The sequence below is a fragment of the Streptomyces sp. NPDC002232 genome (genome assembly GCF_042890295.1).
Classification (GTDB): Bacteria; Actinomycetota; Actinomycetes; order Streptomycetales; family Streptomycetaceae; genus Streptomyces.
In genome coordinates this window covers 533,440-551,344 of record NZ_JBIARV010000001.1, presented here as the reverse complement: position 1 = coordinate 551,344, position 17,905 = coordinate 533,440, and the positions used below count along the sequence as shown (strand labels likewise).

Genomic DNA, 17,905 nt, shown 5'->3' with positions numbered 1-17,905 from the left:
TCAGACCGGCGCCTTCAGGGCCGCGGAACCCCACCCGGGATCCGCGGCCCTTCTGTTTGTCCCCGAACGGGGACGACAGCGCGAAGGGGCCTCGGGAAAGACACCACCCGGTACCAGCCGAGACCCCGGCCAACAGGCCGGAACGACCAGACGAGGAAAGACCACCGTGCAACTCGAAGCGCACGCCCCGTCCGTACCGCATTCCGAATCGATCCCCCTGCCCGGCCTCACGGAGGACCCCGCTTTGACCCCCCTCACCGCGCTCACCGCGCTCGACGACGCCATCGAGAACCTCGGCGTCCCCGTCCCGTGTCGCGCCTACGACCCCGAGGTCTTCTTCGCGGAGTCCCCGACCGACGTCGAGTACGCGAAGTCCCTCTGCCGGACCTGCCCGCTCGTGGCCGCCTGCCTCGCCGGCGCCAAGGAGCGCCGCGAGCCCTGGGGCGTCTGGGGCGGCGAGCTCTTCGTCCAGGGCGTGGTCGTCGCCCGCAAGCGGCCCCGTGGCCGTCCGCGCAAGAACCCGGTCGTCGCGGCATGAGCGCCACCGGAACCATCGACCGCCCCCTCACGCACGATCCCCAGAAGCAGGCCCCGATGACCTCTTCCACCAGCGAGCCCGCCGGCTCCGCGACCCCAGTCTTCTCCCCCGCCGCCGCGTTCACCGCGCGTCAGAACAGGACCCGTGAAATGCAACTCATCCCAGAAGCCCTGGCCCGTGCCCATATGCACGAGCGTCAGCGTGAGGCCGACGCGGAACGCCAGGCCGTGCGCCTGGTCGCCGCCCGGCGCATGCAGCGCCGCGCCGAGCGCGTCTCGCTGCGCGCCCGCCGCGCGCTCGCCATGGCCGTCATGCACTGAGCATCGCCGTGATGCCCCGGCCCCGTCCTCCTGACGGGGCCTCGCGGGGGCCGGTCCGAACGGACCGGCCCCCGCGGTGCGTTGCCCCCGCCGGGGCCCCGCGCCGGGTTATCGTCACCAGGGTGACTGAAGCTCTCGACCCCGAGGAGCCCGTCTCCTGCGCCCGCTGCGGCAGGACCGCCGACCCGCTCCCGATGACCTGGACCTGCTCCGTCGAGAACGGCCGCCGGGAGTACTTCTGCGAGGAGTGCGCCCGTGCCAACCTCCGGGCCATCGAAGGACGCCTCGACTCCGCCTGGTGGTGAGCCGCACGCCCCGTGATCGACTGCCGCGATGACAGCCCTCACGGATCGCGCCCTGCGCGCCCTCGGACGGTTCAACGCCGCCCACCCCTGGGACCACAACGCCCACTACCACCGGTGGATCCTGCGGCGGCTTCCCCGTCGGCCGGACCGGGCCCTGGACATCGGCTGCGGCAGCGGCGACCTCGCCCGGCTGCTCGCCACCCGGGCCGCGGCCGTCCGGGCCGTCGACGCCGACCCGGCGATCGTCGCCCGCGCCCGTGAGCTGACCGCCCCGGCCGCCCCGGTGACCTTCGCCGTCGAGGACGCCCTCGCGGACACCGGGGACGACGGCGCGTACGCCGCCGTCACCTGCCTCGCGACCCTGCACCACCTGCCGCTCGCCCCGGCCCTCCTGCGCTTCCGGGAGCGGCTGGCCCCGGGCGGGACCCTCGTCGTGCTGGGCCTGTCCCGCCCCGCCACGCCGGCGGACCACCTCCTCGGCCTGCTCTCGATCCCCCTGAACGCCGCCACCGGCTGGCTCAGGAACCGGGGCCGCCCGGCGCCCCGGCCCGTGGCGATGACCGCCGCGACCCGCGACGCCGAGGAGACCCTGGCCGAGATCGCCCTGGTCGCCGAGCGGATCCTGCCCGGCGCCCGGATCCGCCGCCGCCTCTTCTGGCGCTACACCCTCGTCTGGCACAAGCCGGCCACACCCTAGACCGGGTCGGAGCGCGCGGGATCGGGCAGCGCGGGGTCCGGCTCCTCGGGATCCGGTTCCTCGAAGCCGGGGAGCCACTCGGTGAGCTCGTCCCGCAGCCGTACCGTCGCGTTCAGCTGGCACAGCACACCGATCGTGCTCAGCGTCACCCGGTGTATCAGCAGGTACGACGGCGGCAGGTTCAACTGCTTGCCCAACTGGTGGGCGGGGGAGCGGGGGTCCGCGATCCGCGCCGCCTGGGTGCGCAGCCAGGCGCGCGTGAAGACGAACTCCTCCGCCTCGGCCGGCTCGATGATCGGCAGCAGGTACTCCAGGACCGCGTCCGGGTCCAGCACGACGGACTCCTTGACGAAGCCCTCCGCGCACAGCAGCTCGTAGACCGTCTCGGCCTCGCCCTCGACGGTCATCCGCAGACAGGTGCCGATCGTCTCCGGCAGCCCGCCCGGCAACCGGTCCACGGTGCCGAAGTCGAGGACCCCGAGCCGCCACCCCTCCGGACCCTCCCCGTCCGCGCCGGGCAGCAGCCGGAAGTTCCCCGGGTGGGGGTCGGCGTGCAGCAGCCCCGTGCGCGCGGGCCCGGAGAAGAGGAAGCGGGCCAGCAGCTGCCCGGCCCGGTCCCGCTGGGCCTCCGTGCCGTCCGCGATCACCTCCGCGAGCGGCACCCCGTCCATCCACTCGGTCACCAGGATCTGCTCCGACTGGTGCACCACCGCGGGCACCATCACACCGGGATCGTCCGCGAACTCCTCCGCGTGGATCCGCTGCGCCTCCGCCTCCAGGGCGTAGTCCAGCTCCTCCGAGACCCGGTCCCGCATCTCGGCGATCAGCGGCTTGATGTCCATGCCCGGGATGAGCGGCCCGAGCAGCCGGGCGAACCGGCTCAGCTGCGTCAGGTCCGAGAGCAGTGCCTCCCCGGCGCCCGGGTACTGCACCTTCACCGCGACCTCGCGCCCGTCGTGCCACACGGCCCGGTGCACCTGTCCGATCGAGGCGGCCGCCGCCGGCTTGTCCTCGAACTCCAGGAACAGCTCACGCCAGTCGGGCCCGAGCCGCTCCTCCAGCACGGCGTGCACCGTGCGCGTCGGCATCGGCGGAGCCGCTTCCTGAAGCTTCGTCAGCGCCGCCCGGTAGGGCCCGGCGACCTCCTCGGGGAGCGCCGACTCGAAGACGGACAGCGCCTGTCCGAACTTCATGGCCCCGCCCTTGAGCTCGCCGAGCACCTTGAACAGCTGCTCGGCGGTGCGCTGCTGGAGCTCGCGGGCGACCAGCTCCGCCGATCTGCCGCCGATCCGCTTGCCCAGGCCCCAGGTGGCCCGGCCCGCGAAGCCCAGCGGCAACGCGGCCAACTTGGCGGTCCGGGTGACCGCCTTCCGGGGAAGATCAGACATACGCCCCTCCAAAACCGAGCCTGCCGTGCCGCGCAGGGCCGTTACCCCGCCATTGTGTCGTGTGCGTCCGTCGCCGCCGAGGCGCGCACCCCCTCTCCGTCGCCCGCCGCGCCGCAGGGGCAGCCAGGATGGGGTCTCAGCCGCTCCGCCCGCCAGGCGAGGGACGGCAGCGACGCCTCCCACCGGGCGCCCGTGCTCGCCGGGAGGTCCCCGTCCAGGAAGGCCAGCGCGTGCGCGGCTGCCAGCCCGGCCACCGCCGTGGCGAGCCCCACGTCACAGGCGGGCAGCGGATGCGGGGCACCGGACCGCCACTGGGCCAGCATCCGGGGCGCCACCGGGTCCCGGTCCGTCCTCTCCTCCTGGAGGCACCGCGCGCAGGCCGTGGCACCGGGCAGCACGAGCGGGCCGACCACCCCGGTCGCCTCCAGCACGCCCGCGTACAGATGGGGGGTGCCCGTGGAGAGCCACGGCTCGGCGGGCAGCGGATCCGGGACGTACGCGCCGAGACCGTCCCGAGGCGTCACCACGACGAGTGAAAGGCCGGGCCCGCCGAGGCCGTCACCCGATCCGCCCGGGCGCCGGGCGCGGCCGGGCTCCCGGGCCCAGCGGCCCACCAGACGCCGGGCCGCCGTCGCCCGGCGCTCGCCGACGGAATCGGGCGGCAGTCCGCCCGGGGCCGTCTCCCAGGGCTCGACCCGGCCCTCGTCGAGGACCTCCACCGAGCCCACTCCGGCCGCCGCGAGCAGCGCCGCCACCGTCGCGCCGACCCGCCCCGCGCCCCGGACCCGGACGCGGTGGGCCCGCCGGGCCGCCAGGGTCCGGGCCGCCCGCTCCGGCTCGGGGTGGACCACCGAGAGCGAGGCCAGGTCCGCGCGGAGCGGATCGAGCCCCGCGTCCACCGCGCCCCCGGCCGGGCCCGCCCTCCCCGGCCGTCCGCTCGCGGCGTCCGTGAGCAGCCCGGCCGACGCCAGCCTGCCCAGGAGCGCGTCCAGGCGGCCGTCCGGCAGCCCGAGGGCGCGGGCCTCGGCCCGCAGCAGCGCCGTCCCGCGGGTGCCGTCGAGCAGTCCGAGCACCGCCTCCGTCGCGGGGTCGACCGGGTCGAGCACCACCGCGTGCGCGGGGGCGACGCCGAACTGGACGCACCGCAGACTCCGCCACGCCCGGCGCAGCGCCGGTTTCACCATCGGATGCATTTCCCCGCCCCCGTCCGTCCTCCGCAGGACCGCATTCATGATCGACAACGGCATTCCGTCGTCCCGTTGTGAGAATGCCCCGCCGCCGTGACGGCCGCCGAAAGTTGTCCACAGGCCCGGGGATTAGTCATTCGAATGCTGCGCGGAGGGGTCGGATCGTTCCCGAAACCACTCGGGAGGCGGGACTTCCCGCGGCGGCAACGGGTAACGTCGGGCCCGTGCCCGCCGACCCACAGCGCAGCGTGACCAGCGAACCGCCCCGCGGGGCGGGAACGAGTGCGGTCGAGGTCCGCCGAAGCCCACGGCGCAGGAGGACGGTGTCCGCCTACCGCGAGGGGGACCGGACCATCGTGCTCATCCCGGCCCGCATGTCGGAGGCGGAGGAGCGCCGCTGGGTCGGCGTCATGCTCGACAAGCTGGCCGCGCAGGAGAGCCGGAGCGTCCTCGGCGACCAGGAGCTCACCGAGCGGGCCCTGCGGCTCTCGGAGCAGTACTTCGGCGGCCGGGCCCGCCCCGGCTCCGTCCGCTGGGTGACCAACCAGAACACCCGCTGGGGCTCCTGCACCCCCTCCGAGGGCAGCATCCGCCTCTCCCACCGGCTCCAGGGCATGCCCGAGTACGTCGTCGACTACGTCCTCCTGCACGAGCTGGCCCACCTCCTCGTCCCCGGGCACGGCCCGCGGTTCTGGCAGCTCCTGGAGGCCTACCCCCGCACCGAGCGGGCACGCGGCTATCTGGAGGGCGTCGCCGCCGCCGGACGCCTGCCGCACCTGGACGCCGGCCGCGAGGAGTGACGGCGCTCCGCCCCGGGAGAACCGGTGCGGCCCCTCGCGGAGCGTGACGGGGTCGGTGCGCGGGTTTCCCGATTCCGTACCGAAAACGACCTGGCCTGTCTCAATGTCGTGCCCAGCGGTTAGCCTGTCGCGAGCATTCGCCATTCGGGATGGGGGACGGTCGTTACGCATGGCCAGGGAATTCCAACGCGGCCACAAGGCCAAGATCAGTGATCTGACCGCGGGAACCGATCTGTACGTCGGTGTGCAGATCGCGGCGCCCGGACTCACATTCGACATCAGCTGCTTCGGACTCGACGCGGACGAGCGGCTCTCCGACGACCGCTACTTCGTCTTCTTCAACCAGCCGAAGTCGCCCGAGGAGTCCATCCAGCTGCTCGGCGCGCAGTCCGGCGACACCGAGTCCTTCCGCGTCACGCTCGACCGCATCCCCGCGAACATCCACAAGCTGTCGTTCACCGCGACGATCGACGGCGCCGGCCAGATGTCCCAGGTCGGCCCCGGCCACCTGAGGATCGTGGCGGGCGGCGAGGAGGTCGCGCGCTACGCGTTCACCGGCGCGGAGTTCTCCACCGAGCGCGCGGTGATGCTCGGCGACTTCTACCTCAAGGACGTGTGGCGGTTCGCCGCCGTCGGCCAGGGCTTCGACGGAGGCCTGGAGGCGCTCCTGCGGAACTTCGGCGGCGAGGTCGCCGAGGAGGAGCCCGCCGCCCCGCAGCAGCAGGCCGCGGCCCCCGGCTTCGCCCCGCCGCCGCAGGCGACGGCGCCCCCGGCCTTCGGCGCGCCCGCCGCGCCCGCGCCGGCCCCCGCCTTCGGCGCGCCTCCGGCCCCGCCCGCGCAGCCGGTCCACACGGCGCCCACGCTGGTCGCGCCGCTGACCCCGACGGCCCCCGTGCCGCCGCCCGCCCCGGCCCCCGCCCCGTACGGGCAGCCGCCGCAGCAGCCGCAGTACGGCCAGGTCCCGGGACAGCCTCCGGCCCCGTACCCGGGCCAGGTGCCCGCCCCGTACCCCGGTCAGGGACAGCCGCCGCAGGCTCCCTACGGGCAGCCCGCCCCCGGCCCGTACGGACAGCAGCCTCCGGGACACGGGCAGCACCCCGGCGTCCCGCAGGGCGTCCCGGCCGGCGGAGCGGGGCTCGCCGCCGCGCTCGCGCCGTACAAGGAGACCGCCACCGGCGCCCGCTGGACCCCGCAGAACCAGCAGCTCATGCGGGTCGACCTCGCCATGGGCGGCACCCCCGTCCTCGCCCGGCAGGGCTCCATGGTCATGTACCAGGGCAAGGTCGACTTCGGCTACAAGGGCGCGGGCTTCGCCGGACGGATCGTCGGCAACGCCACCGGCCAGGAGATGCAGCTCATGCGCTGCACCGGCCGGGGCCAGGTCTTCCTCGCCGAGCAGGGCGCCCACCTGCACCCGATCGAGCTCCAGGGCGACGGCATCTGCGTCTCCGCGGAGAACGTCCTCGCCTTCGACGAGACCCTTCAGTACGAGGTCCGGCGCATCGAGGGGCACGGCATCCCCGGCGGGGCCCTGTTCACCATGCAGTTCCAGGGCACCGGCACGGTCGTCGTGAAGACCCACGGCGTCCCCGTCGTCCTGCCCGTCACGCCGACGACCTTCGCCGACTGCAACGCCGTCGTCGCCTGGTCGGCCGCGTCCCAGGTCATCCTCTCCAGCCAGGTGCGGCTCCGCCGCAACGCCTACCCGGGCCACAGCGGAGAGACCGTGAACCTCCAGTTCCGGGGCGCCCCCGGCAACTTCATCGTCGTCCAGCCCTACGAGGTCTGAGGGAGCCCGTCATGAACCAGCAACTCGCGGGCTACGCCCCGACCCCCGTCGCGGCCCGGATGGAGAACCACGGCCGGACCATGCTCAAGGTCGCCATGGCCACCGGGCAGGACCTGTACGCCCGGAGCGGCTCGATGGTCGCCTACGAGGGCTTCATCAGCTACGAGCCCAACCCGCCCGCCGTCCGCCAGGTCGCCCAGCAGTGGATGACCGGCGAGGGCGCGCCGCTCATGAAGTGCACCGGCGACGGGCTGCTCTACCTCGCCGACTACGGCGCCGACGTCGTCGTCATCAACCTCCAGAACGACTCGCTCTCCGTCAACGGCACCAACCTGCTCGCCTTCGACGCCCACCTCCAGTGGGGCGTCGAGCGCGTCAAGGGCCTCGCCAAGTTCGCCGGCCAGGGCCTGTTCAACGTGGAGATCGCCGGCACCGGCTGGGTCGCGCTCACCTCGCGCGGCACCCCGATCGTCGTCGACTGCGGCCGGGGCGAGGACGAGACGTACGTCGACCCGGACGCGCTCGTCGCCTGGTCGCCCGCGCTCAAGGTCAAGGGCAAGCGCAGCTTCAAGGCCTCCTCCCTCATCGGGCGGGGCAGCGGCGAGGCCTACCAGATGGCCTTCTCGGGCCAGGGCATCGTCGTCGTACAGCCGAGCGAGGACAGCACCGACCGCCTGCGGGTCCGGGGCTGAGGGGGAGCGAGAACACACCATGCAGAGCCCGCTTTTCAACCACGCCGAACAGCAGAGCCAGGAGCGGTACGTCATCCAGAACCCGCAGCTCCTGCGGGTCTCCCTGACCGGCCAGGACGACGTCCTCGCCCGCAAGGGCGCCATGGTCGCGTACCAGGGACTCGTCGACTTCGACGGCGAGTACAAGACGCCCAACCAGCGACGGGCCCAGGCCCGCACCGGTGAGGGACTCGACCTGATGCGCTGCTCGGGCCAGGGCACGGTCTACTTCGCCAACCTCGCCCAGCACGTCCACATCGTGGAGGTGGAGCAGGAGGGCCTGACCGTCGACAGCGCCTACGTCCTCGCGCTCGACTCGACCCTCCACACCGAGGTCATCGCCGTCGACAGCCAGTACGGCGTCTCCGGCACCGGCAAGTACCAGCTCAACATCTCCGGCCGGGGCAAGGTCGCCCTGATGACCTCCGGCCAGCCGCTGATGATGCAGGTCACGCCCGACAAGTACGTGAGCGCCGACGCCGACGCCATCGTCGCCTGGTCCACCGGACTCCGCGTCCAGATGCAGGCGCAGACGACGAACTCCAGCGTCCGCCACCGCCGGGGCAACACCGGCGAGGGCTGGGAGCTCAGCTTCCTCGGCCAGGGCTTCGCGCTCGTCCAGCCGAGCGAGGTCATGCCCCCGCAGAACGCCGCCATCGGCCAGGGCATCGCCGCCCAGTTCGGCGCCGGCCAGCACGGCTCCCACGCCCAGAACCAGAACAACGCCTGGAACTGAGCGGTCACGACCGAGGGGCGGCCTCCACCGGAGGCCGCCCCTCGCACGCGCCCGTCACGCCAGCCGTGCCAGCGTGCCCTTCAGCAGCTCGACCACCGACGTGTCGGCCACACCCGCCACGTCCTCGTACGCGAACCAGCGCAGGTCCAGCGACTCCTCGCTGATCTCCGCCACCGCGTCCGCCGGGGCCAGCGCCGCGTACTGCACGTCCAGGTGCCAGTGACAGGGCGCCGGGATCGGATGCCGGTCCAGCCGCACCGGACCGCCCGGCAGCAGCGTCAGACCCGACGCGATGCCCGACTCCTCGACCGCCTCGCGCAGCGCGGCCGCCTCCGGAGTCGGGTCGCCCTCCTCGCAGTGACCGCCCATCTGCAACCACATGCCCAGCTTCTTGTGCAGGGTCAGCAGCACGCGCCCGCGCGACGGGTCGACCACCAGCGCGCTGGAGGTCAGGTGACCGGCCCCGCAGGGCTTGTACATGCCGTCCGGATGCCGGGCGAGATGGTCCAGATAGACATCGCGCAGCTCCGGCTGGTCCTCGTACCCCTTCAGGACGAGGACCGCTTCGTCGTGCAGGCTCACTTCTCGTCGTCCCCGCTCTCGGGGCTCTCGGGGGCGTCGCCCTTGGCCGCCTCGCCGAGCATCTTGTCCAGCTCGGAGAAGTCCAGGTGCTCGCGGTGCACGAAGCCGTCCGGGTCGTCCAGGTCGGTCGCCGTCGGCAGCATGTCCGGGTGCTCCCACAGCCCGTCCCGGCCGTCGACGCCCCGCGCGTCGGTGAGCGAGGCCCACAGGCGCGCCGCGTCCCGCAGCCGGCGCGGACGCAGCTCCAGGCCGATCAGCGTCGCGAAGGTCTGCTCGGCGGGCCCGCCCGAGGCCCGGCGCCGGCGCAGCGTCTCGCGCAGCGCGTCCGCCGAGGTCAGCCGTGACTTCGCGGCCTCGTGGACCACCGCGTCCACCCATCCCTCGACCAGCGCGAGCGCCGTCTCCAGACGGGCCAGGGCCGCCTTCTGCTCCGGGGTGTCCTCCGGCTGGAACATGCCCTGCTGGAGCGCCTCCTGAAGCTGCTCCGGGTGCGTCGGGTCGAGCTGCCCGACGGCCTCCTCCAGCTTCGAGGTGTCGACCTTGATCCCGCGCGCGTACCCCTCGACCGCGCCGAAGAGGTGCGCCCGCAGCCACGGCACGTGCGCGAAGAGACGCTGGTGCGCGGCCTCGCGCAGGGCCAGGTAGAGCCGCACCTCGTCCGAGGGGACGCCCAGGTCCTTGCCGAAGGCCTCGATGTTCAGCGGCAGCAGCGCGGCGCGCCCGGCCGGTCCCAGCGGCAGGCCGACGTCCGTCGAGCCGACGACCTCACCGGCGAGCGCGCCCACGGCCTGCCCGATCTGCTGGCCGAACATGGCGCCGCCCATGGACCGCATCATGCCGATCAGCGGGCCGGCCATGGCCTGCATCTCCTCCGGCAGGACGTCGCCCATCGCCGAGCCGACCCGCTCGGCGACCGGGTCCACCAGCTGCTGCCACGCCGGCAGCGTCGCCTCGACCCACTCCGCGCGGCTCCACGCCACGGCCGTGTTCGCGCCCGAGGGCAGCGAGGTGACCTCGTCCAGCCACAGGTCCGCCAGGCGCACGGCCTCCTCGACCGCCGACTTCTCGGCCGGGCCCACGCTCGCGTCCTTGGTGCCGTCGGCGGTGCCCTGGGCGACCACCTGGCGCGCGATCTGCTTGGCCATGTCCCAGTTGACGGGGCCGCCCTCGTAGCTCAGCATCTGGCCGAGCTGCTGGAAGGCCGCGCCCAGGTCGTTGGGGTTCAGGGAGCCGAACATCGCGGCGAACGGATTGTCCGCGCCGGCGGGACCCCCCATCCCGGGCAGCCCGCCGAAGCCGAACGGGTTCGCACCGAACGGGTTGCCGCCGGACCCCTGGCCACCTCCGGCGGGGTCCTTCTTCTTGCCCTCGTCGCCGTTCTCCGGCTCCTCCGGCGGAAGGCCGAATCCGAATGGGGTGTCACTCACAGGTTTCCTCGGCTCGTAGGGCCGCCGGCCTCCTGCCGACGGCGACTGCCCGACCAGGGCCTGTCCAGACAGGCCCCGCACACCACCAGCGTAGGTGGTGCCCCGCCGGTCGGGCCGGGCTCGCGGTGTCCGGCACGCGGGCTCGCCGCGGGTGTCGTCGGTCGGCACGGCTCCGCCACGCCTCCCGCATCCGCCCCGCGCTCGCACGCACCCACACACCGCTCCCTGATCCGGCCCGACCGGCGGGGCACCCTCTGACATCCGGGCCGGATATGGGCTCGGTGCTCCGCCGGGCCGTGCCCTGCGGCAGGATGGACGCCACCTGGTCCGTACGCGTCATGCGCGTCCGTACTGAAGACAACCGCTGGAGACGCCCGGTGAGTTCCCCAGATCCACAGGTTCGCGGAGCGCGAAACCCCTCAACCCGGTCCGCCGCGCGCGGCCCCGTCGTCGCGGTCACCGGCGCCGCTTCCGGCATCGGCGACCTGCTGACCAGGCGCCTCGCGGCCTCCGACGAGATCAAGCAGGTCGTCGCCCTCGACGAGCGCCGGGGCGACGTCGCTGAGGCGCAGTGGCACATCCTCGACGTGCGCGACCCGGCCATCGCCGAGAAGCTGCGCGGCGCGGACGTCGTCGTGCACCTCGCCGTCGACCTCGACCTGGAGACCGACCCCGCCGCCCGGACGGCCTACAACGTGCGCGGCACCCAGACCGTCCTGACCGCCGCCGCCGCGGCCGGGGTGCACCGGGTGGTGCTCTGCACCTCCGCCATGGTCTACGGCGCCCTGCCCGACAACGACATCCCGCTCTCCGAGGACGCCGAGCTCAGGGCGACCGCCGAGGCCACCGGCGTCGGCGACCTGCTGGAGATCGAGCGCCTCGGCCGCCGCGCCCCCCGCGCCCACCCCGGTCTGCACGTCACCGTCGTCCGGCCCGCCGTCCTCGTCGGCGGCACGGACACGGCGCTCACCCGCTACTTCGAGTCGCCCCGGCTCCTCGTCGTCGCCGGATCCCGGCCCACCTGGCAGTTCTGCCACGTCGAGGACCTGGTGAGCGCCCTGGAGTACGCGGCCCTGGAGAAGGTCGACGGCGAGTTCGCCGTCGGCTGCGAGGGGTGGCTGGAGCAGGAGGAGGTCGAGGAGCTCTCCGGGATCCGGCGCATGGAGCTGCCCTCCGCGGTCGCCCTCGGCACGGCGGCCCGTCTGCACCGGATCGGGCTGACCCCGTCCCCGGCGGGCGACCTCGCCTACACCATGCACCCGTGGGTGGTGAGCGTCGGACGGCTGCACGACGCCGGCTGGCGCCCGAAGTGGACCAACGAGGAGGTCCTCGCCGCGCTCCTCGCGGAGGCCGAGGGCCGCCACACCGTCGCCGGACGACGCCTGGGCCGCAAGGACGCGACGGCGGCCGGCGCGGCCGGTGCGACGGTGGCCCTGCTCGGCACGGCGGCCCTGGTGCGGCAGATGCGGAAGCGGCGGGGACTGTAGCGCGCGGGACCGCTTGTAGGACCCTCCTACGGACGGTCTCGCGCACAGGTCGAAAGGTCCCTTACCGGATCCCGGAGCCGTGCGGCACCATGGGCCCATGGAGCAGACGCACGACCACCCCGGTGAGCACGCAGCGGACGACCCGATCAAGCTGCTCGCGATCCGTGACACCCCGCTCTCGGTCGACGAGGTCTTCCGGGCCGTCGGAGACGACGCCTCCGGCGGCACCACCCTCTTCGTCGGCACCGTGCGCAACCACGACGGCGGCGCCGACGTGGACGCGCTGGGCTACTCCTGCCACCCCACCGCCGACGCGGAGCTCCGCCGGGTCGCCGAGAAGGTCGTCGCGAACTACCCGGTCCGCGCCCTGGCCGCCGTCCACCGCGTCGGCGACCTGCGCGTCGGCGACATCGCGGTCGTCGTCGCCGTCTCCTGCCCGCACCGCGCCGAGGCCTTCGAGGCCTGCCGGAAGCTGATCGACGACCTCAAGCACGAGGTGCCGATCTGGAAGCACCAGACGTTCTCCGACGGCACCGAGGAATGGGTCGGGGCCTGCTAGGCGGTGTCGTGCCGATCTGGCCGGCTCGCCACGGCATCCCTAGAGGCTGTCGTGCGGGCGCAAGGCGACGCGCCGACGCGGCGTAGCCGAACGCCCGATTTGCGTAACCGCCCCCCGCGCGCGAGCGTTGGTCCCACAGATGACACAGTCTGCTGATCAACTCACTGGGGATGGGAGGTCGGGATGGCAGCGCTGGCCTGGTTGCTGATTCCGCTTTTCGCAGTCGTCGGCGCGGCGATATGGGGAAGCTGGGCTTCGAGGAACAAGACCATAGGTGACGTGGCGGAACTCGCCGGCTACGCCCGCTTCCGGGACGCCATGGAGCGGGCCCACACCACCACCGCCGACTCCGACCGCTTCCGGGACGCCATGGAGCGGGTGCACACCACCGCCGACCCCGCCCGCGCGGAGCGCGAACCGGCCGCGACGGCCTCCGCCGTCACCACCTCGCCCTCGGGCTGACGCGGGCCGCCCCGTACGGACCGCCCCAGGGGTGCACTCACAGTCGAGTCCCGTACTGTCGTTCCATGCCACGCCGCACCGCGACGATGCTCGCCTCCACCCTGGTCCTGATCTGTCTGCTCATCGCGGGCGTTCTGATCCCGGTGCCGTACGCGGAGATGAGCCCGGGCCCCACGGTCAACACCCTCGGCGAGGCCAGGGGAGAGCCGGTCCTCCAGATCTCGGGACGCAAGACCTACCCCACCGACGGCCACCTGAACATGACGACGGTCCGCGTCACCAGCGCGGACTACAAGATGAACGCCGTCGAGGCCGTCTACGGGTGGCTCGCCCACGACAACGTGGTGGTGCCGCACGACACGCTCTACCCGGACGGCAAGACCGAGGAGCAGTCGACCCAGGAGAACGCCGAGGAGTTCAGCCAGTCCCAGGAGAGCGCCAAGGTCGCGGCCCTCGGGGAGCTGGGCGTCCCGGTGGTCGCCCGGGTCGTCGTCGCGACGGTCGTCAAGGGCGCCCCGGCCGAGGGCAAGCTGCACGCCGGAGACGTGATCAAGGCCGTCGACGGCGTGCCGGTCGAGGAACAGAGCGACGTCGCCCGGCAGGTCACCAAGCGCAAGCCCGGCCAGGACGTCACGTTCACGATCGTCCCCGCCAAGGAGGCGGCCGCCGCCGAGAAGGCCCGCAAGGAGCCCACCGTCACCCGGAAGGTGGTCATCAGGACCACCACGTCGGAGGAGGGCGACCGGGCCGTCGTCGGCATCCAGGCGGGCACCGACCACGTCTTCCCGTTCACGATCGACATCAACCTGGCCGACGTCGGCGGGCCCAGCGCCGGCCTCATGTTCGCCCTCGGCATCGTCGACAAGCTGACCCCGGACAGCCTCACCGGCGGCCGGTTCATCGCCGGCACCGGGACCATCGACGACAAGGGCGAGGTCGGCCCGATCGGCGGCATCGAGATTAAGCTGGTCGGCGCGCGCGACGCGGGCGCCCGGTACTTCCTCACCCCGGCCGACAACTGCGAGGCCGCCGCGGCCGACACCCCGGACGGACTCACCCTGATCAAGGTCGACACCATCGGCGACGCCACGAAGTCCCTGGAGAAGCTCCGCAAGGGCGACACGGCGTCGCTGCCGAGCTGCTCCAAGAGCTGAGCCGGCCCGTACGGGGGATCCGTAGGCGCGATCGCCACGCGAGAGGGGCGCCCGGTCACCGACCGGGCGCCCCTCTCCTGGTGTCTCCTCGTGCCGGAGCAGTGTCTGCCCGTACCGGAGCGGCTCAGCTCTCGAAGGTGGCCGTCAGTGCCTCGGCGAGGCCCGGCACCAGGTCGGGGCCGGTCAGGACCTCGGTCGCGGAGTCCTTCTCGCGCAGCCGGATCGCGGCCTCGCGGGTGCCGTCCCGCAGCACCGCCACGGTCATCCGGACCTCCTGGCGGTCCGGGTGCGCGGCGACCCACTTGGCGAGCTGCTTCTCGCCCAGGCCCTGCGGGACCTGGGCCTCGGCCGACGGGGGCAGCATGAGCCGCTCCACGGTCAGGGCGCAGCCGGCCACGGCGGCGGGCCAGGCGATCGTGCCGAGGAACTCGTCGAGGGCCTTGCCGCGCGGCAGCTTGTCCTGCTCGATCGGGGTGTAGGCGGTGGCGTCGTCGCCCAGGCCGAGCTGGGAGGCGAGCTTGGGCTCCTGGGCGCGCAGCCGAGCGGTGTCGACCAGGGCGAACAGGCGGGCGGGCTGGTCCCAGCCGAGGCCCGAGGCGTACTCGTCGATCTCGAGCACCGCGCGGGTGAGGGGGCTCGCGGCCATGGCCGGGCCGGAGGGGGAAAGGTTGGACATGACCAACATCCTGCCTCCTCTTCCCCCGAAGGCGGGAACTAGGTAAAGCCTCAGTAAGTTGCATCAGTGGGCTCTACGATCGCGGGGCCTGCTTTCAGACGCATCAACATCGAGGGGCGCACGTTGGCTTTCCAGATGCCGGACCGTGGCCAAGGCCCGTCCGGGCCGAGGGTGAGAGTCGGCCGGCCGTCCCGGCGGGCCCGCACCCTGCTCATGACACTCGGGGTGCTGGCCGTCCTGGCCATGGCGTTCGTGATGTTCGCCGGGTTCTGGACGGACTGGCTCTGGTACCGCTCGGTCGAGTACTCGTCCGTGTTCACCACGACGCTGTGGACCAAGATCGGGCTCTTCGCGGTCTTCGGCCTGCTGATGGGGCTCGCCGTCGGCTTCAACATCTGGCTGGCGTACCGGCTGCGACCGCCGCTCAGCGCGATGTCGCTGGAGCAGCAGAGCCTCGACCGGTACCGGATGGGTCTCGCCCCCTTCAGGAAGTGGGTGCTCCTCGCGGTCACCACCCTGATCGCCCTGATCGCCGGCGCGTCCGCGTCGGGCCAGTGGCGCACCTGGCTCATGTGGGTCAACGGGGTGAAGTTCGGCCAGACGGACCCGCAGTTCGGTCTCGACGTGTCGTTCTTCGCCTTCGACCTGCCCTGGTACCGGTTCCTGCTGGCCTTCGGCTTCGCCGCCGCCGTGCTGTCGCTGATCGCCGCCGCGCTCACGCACTACCTGTACGGCGGGCTGCGGGTCACCAGCCCGGGCGCGCGCGCCACCGCCGCGGCCACCGGGCACCTCTCGGTGCTGCTCGGCCTCTTCGTCGCGCTCAAGGCCGTCGCGTACTGGCTCGACCGGTACGGCCTCGCGGTGAAGTCGAGTGACTTCAAGGCCACCGGCAACTGGACGGGTCTGCGGTACGTCGACGCCAACGCCTACCTGCCGGCGAAGACCATCCTCTTCTGCATCGCGATCATCTGCGCGCTGCTGTTCTTCGCGACGCTCTGGCGCCGCACCTGGCAGCTTCCGGTGATCGGCTTCGGCCTGATGGTCCTCTCCGCGGTCCTGATCGGCGGCCTGTACCCGGCGATCGTGCAGAAGTTCCAGGTCCAGCCGAACGAGCAGGCCAAGGAAGCGCAGTACATCCAGAAGAACATCGACGCGACCCGCAAGGCGTACGCGATCGACGGGACGAAGCCGGAGAACTACTCGGGCAAGTCGACGGTCAAGGCCAAGGAGAAGCTGCGGGAGGACGCCGACACGGCGGCCAGTTACCGCGTCCTCGACCCGAACATCGTCTCGCCGACGTTCCAGCAGCTGGAGCAGAAGCGGAAGTACTACCAGTTCCCGACGACCCTGGACGTGGACCGCTACAAGGGCAAGGACACCGTCGTCGGTCTGCGCGAGCTCAACATCAAGGGCATCCCGAAGCGGAACTGGATCAACGACCACTTCACGTACACCCACGGCTACGGCGCGATCATGGCCTCGGGCACGACGACGGACGCCAACGGCTCACCGGTCTTCACCGAGTCAGGACTGCCGACCACCGGCTTCCTGCCCACGTACCAGCAGCGGATCTACTACGGCGAGAAGACCGACCAGTACTCGATCGTGGGCGGCCCGCAGAAGGAGCTGGACTACGAGGAGAACGGCGAGAAGACCACCAGCTACAAGGAGAAGAGCGGCGTCAGCCTCTCCAGCACCTTCAACCGCGCCGCGTACGCGGTGGCCTTCAGCGAGCCGCAGATCCTCTACTCTGGAGCCATCGGCGACGGGTCGCGGATCCTGTACAACCGCACGCCCAAGGAGCGCGTCGAGGCCGTCGCGCCCTGGCTGACCATCGACGGCGACGCCTACCCGGCGGTCGTCGACGGCCGGATCCAGTGGATCGTCGACGCCTACACGACGACCAACGGCTACCCGTACGCCTCGCGCACCACGCTCGGCGACACCACGGCCGACTCGCTGACCGTCGGCAACCAGCAGCGCACGGTCGTCGCCCAGCAGAACCAGGTCAACTACATCCGGAACTCGGTGAAGGCCACCGTCGACGCCTACGACGGCACGGTGAAGCTCTACGAGTGGGACACCCAGGACCCGGTCCTGAAGACCTGGATGAAGGCCTTCCCCGGCACCGTCCAGCCGAAGTCCGCGATCAAGGGCGACCTGCTGGAGCACCTGCGCTACCCGCAGGACATGTTCAAGGTCCAGCGCGAGCTGCTCACCCGCTACCACGTCACCGACCCCGCGCAGTTCTACAGCGGCTCGGACGCCTGGCAGGTGCCGGACGACCCGACCAACAAGGACGGCAACGCGGTCCCGCCGTACTACCTGAGCATGAAGATGCCCGGGGACACGGCGCAGCGCTTCTCGCTGACGACGACGTTCACGCCCAACGGGCGGCCCAACCTGGGTGCCTTCATGGCGGTCGACGCCGACGCCACCAGCAAGGAGTACGGCCGGCTGCGACTGCTGCGGGTCACCGAGGACGTCCCGGGCCCGGCCCAGGTGCAGAGCAAGCTCAACGGTCTGCCCTCCGTGGCCACCTTCGTCCGGGACATGAAGGGCGCCGACTCGGACATCCAGTACGGCAACCTGCTGACCGTGCCGCTGGACGGCGGATTCCTGTACGTGGAGCCCGTGTACGCCCAGGGACGCAACGCGCTCTACCCGCTCCTGAAGAAGGTCGCGGTGTCGTACGTGGACGCGGACCAGCCGGACGGTGACACGACCAAGGACACCACGGTGTTCGAGGACAACCTCACCAAGGCGCTCAACGCGGTCTTCGGGGTGGAGGCGCCCACCGCGCCGACGACCCCGCCGGGCACCACGAAGCCGCCCGGCACGACCCAGCCCCCGGCGTCGAACGACGCCGCGCTCCAGCAGGCGATCGCCGACGCCCAGAAGGCGTACGACGCGGGCGAGACCGCGCTGCAGAAGGGCGACTGGACCGCGTACGGCAAGGCCCAGGAGGACCTCCAGGCGGCGCTGGAGCGGGCCGCCGCGGCCGGCGCCAAGCTGAAGACCCCGGGGTCAGGCGGCTGACCTGAGCTTTTCCGTCCCCGCGTCGTGA

18 protein-coding genes are annotated in these 17,905 nt (G+C 72.4%); 13 read left to right on the top strand and 5 right to left on the bottom strand.

Annotation, left to right across the window (positions count from 1 at the left end; all coding sequences use genetic code 11):
- The first annotated feature begins 166 nt into the window (after positions 1–166).
- From ACFYXU_RS02445 to ACFYXU_RS02430, 4 genes are all read left to right on the top strand, one after another.
- Positions 167–538 carry a WhiB family transcriptional regulator gene (locus ACFYXU_RS02445; RefSeq protein ID WP_389456263.1) on the top strand — a complete coding sequence of 124 codons (372 nt, stop codon included), beginning with the start codon at positions 167–169 and terminating at the stop codon, positions 536–538.
- Positions 535–858: a hypothetical protein gene (locus ACFYXU_RS02440; RefSeq protein ID WP_329851751.1), complete on the top strand. Its 324-nt coding sequence runs from the start codon at positions 535–537 to the stop codon at positions 856–858. Before ACFYXU_RS02445 ends, ACFYXU_RS02440 begins: the two co-directional genes overlap by 4 nt.
- 122 nt (positions 859–980) lie before the next feature.
- The gene (locus ACFYXU_RS02435; protein WP_389408011.1) at positions 981–1,163 is read left to right on the top strand and encodes a hypothetical protein; all 183 of its coding nucleotides are present in this window, start codon (positions 981–983) and stop codon (positions 1,161–1,163) included.
- A 28-nt stretch (positions 1,164–1,191) separates the two neighbouring features.
- Positions 1,192–1,860, top strand: coding sequence for a class I SAM-dependent methyltransferase (locus ACFYXU_RS02430; RefSeq protein WP_389408012.1), 669 nt, complete (start codon positions 1,192–1,194; stop codon positions 1,858–1,860).
- Here ACFYXU_RS02430 and ACFYXU_RS02425 read toward each other — a convergent pair.
- Positions 1,857–3,248 (bottom strand): ABC1 kinase family protein, encoded by a 1,392-nt coding sequence (locus tag ACFYXU_RS02425; RefSeq protein ID WP_389408013.1) that lies wholly within the window; start codon positions 3,246–3,248, stop codon positions 1,857–1,859. The genes ACFYXU_RS02430 and ACFYXU_RS02425 overlap by 4 nt on opposite strands.
- A 41-nt stretch (positions 3,249–3,289) precedes the next feature.
- A complete protein-coding gene (locus ACFYXU_RS02420; RefSeq protein ID WP_389408014.1) occupies positions 3,290–4,441 on the bottom strand; it encodes a TOMM precursor leader peptide-binding protein in 1,152 nt (383 codons plus the stop codon).
- A 218-nt stretch (positions 4,442–4,659) separates the two neighbouring features.
- Between ACFYXU_RS02420 and ACFYXU_RS02415 the strand changes: the two genes are divergently transcribed.
- From ACFYXU_RS02415 to ACFYXU_RS02400, 4 genes are all read left to right on the top strand, one after another.
- Positions 4,660–5,235: a M48 family metallopeptidase gene (locus tag ACFYXU_RS02415; RefSeq protein WP_329851744.1), complete on the top strand. Its 576-nt coding sequence runs from the start codon at positions 4,660–4,662 to the stop codon at positions 5,233–5,235.
- Positions 5,236–5,404: 169 nt separating this feature from the next.
- Entirely contained in the window at positions 5,405–7,024 is a 1,620-nt protein-coding gene (locus ACFYXU_RS02410) for a TerD family protein (protein ID WP_389408015.1), read from the top strand.
- An 11-nt stretch (positions 7,025–7,035) separates the two neighbouring features.
- On the top strand, positions 7,036–7,716 hold the full coding sequence (locus tag ACFYXU_RS02405; RefSeq protein ID WP_329851741.1) for an AIM24 family protein: 681 nt from the start codon (positions 7,036–7,038) through the stop codon (positions 7,714–7,716).
- A gap of 19 nt (positions 7,717–7,735) precedes the next feature.
- Complete coding sequence (locus ACFYXU_RS02400; protein ID WP_361401938.1) at positions 7,736–8,491, top strand: AIM24 family protein; 756 nt, start codon at positions 7,736–7,738, stop codon at positions 8,489–8,491.
- A 54-nt stretch (positions 8,492–8,545) separates the two neighbouring features.
- On the opposite strand, the gene ACFYXU_RS02395 is transcribed toward ACFYXU_RS02400, so the two are convergent.
- Positions 8,546–9,073, bottom strand: a complete 528-nt coding sequence (locus ACFYXU_RS02395; protein WP_361401941.1) for an NUDIX hydrolase — start codon at positions 9,071–9,073, stop codon at positions 8,546–8,548.
- Positions 9,070–10,500 (bottom strand): zinc-dependent metalloprotease, encoded by a 1,431-nt coding sequence (locus ACFYXU_RS02390; protein ID WP_376517642.1) that lies wholly within the window; start codon positions 10,498–10,500, stop codon positions 9,070–9,072. Before ACFYXU_RS02390 ends, ACFYXU_RS02395 begins: the two co-directional genes overlap by 4 nt.
- 377 nt (positions 10,501–10,877) lie before the next feature.
- Here ACFYXU_RS02390 and ACFYXU_RS02385 point away from each other — a divergent pair, with 377 nt between their 5' ends.
- The 4 genes from ACFYXU_RS02385 to ACFYXU_RS02370 all read left to right on the top strand — a co-directional run bounded on the left by ACFYXU_RS02385 (position 10,878) and on the right by ACFYXU_RS02370 (position 14,162).
- Positions 10,878–11,987 (top strand): SDR family oxidoreductase, encoded by a 1,110-nt coding sequence (locus ACFYXU_RS02385; RefSeq protein WP_376517640.1) that lies wholly within the window; start codon positions 10,878–10,880, stop codon positions 11,985–11,987.
- A gap of 97 nt (positions 11,988–12,084) precedes the next feature.
- Positions 12,085–12,546, top strand: coding sequence for a molybdenum cofactor biosynthesis protein MoaE (locus ACFYXU_RS02380; RefSeq protein WP_389408016.1), 462 nt, complete (start codon positions 12,085–12,087; stop codon positions 12,544–12,546).
- A gap of 279 nt (positions 12,547–12,825) precedes the next feature.
- Complete coding sequence (locus ACFYXU_RS02375; RefSeq protein ID WP_389408182.1) at positions 12,826–13,008, top strand: hypothetical protein; 183 nt, start codon at positions 12,826–12,828, stop codon at positions 13,006–13,008.
- A 65-nt stretch (positions 13,009–13,073) separates the two neighbouring features.
- On the top strand, positions 13,074–14,162 hold the full coding sequence (locus ACFYXU_RS02370) for a PDZ domain-containing protein (protein WP_389456261.1): 1,089 nt from the start codon (positions 13,074–13,076) through the stop codon (positions 14,160–14,162).
- Between the two features lie 124 nt (positions 14,163–14,286).
- On the opposite strand, the gene ACFYXU_RS02365 is transcribed toward ACFYXU_RS02370, so the two are convergent.
- On the bottom strand, positions 14,287–14,838 hold the full coding sequence (locus ACFYXU_RS02365; protein WP_329851732.1) for a PPA1309 family protein: 552 nt from the start codon (positions 14,836–14,838) through the stop codon (positions 14,287–14,289).
- Between the two features lie 135 nt (positions 14,839–14,973).
- Between ACFYXU_RS02365 and ACFYXU_RS02360 the strand changes: the two genes are divergently transcribed.
- Entirely contained in the window at positions 14,974–17,877 is a 2,904-nt protein-coding gene (locus tag ACFYXU_RS02360) for a UPF0182 family protein (protein ID WP_376513936.1), read from the top strand.
- Positions 17,878–17,905 lie beyond the last annotated feature (28 nt).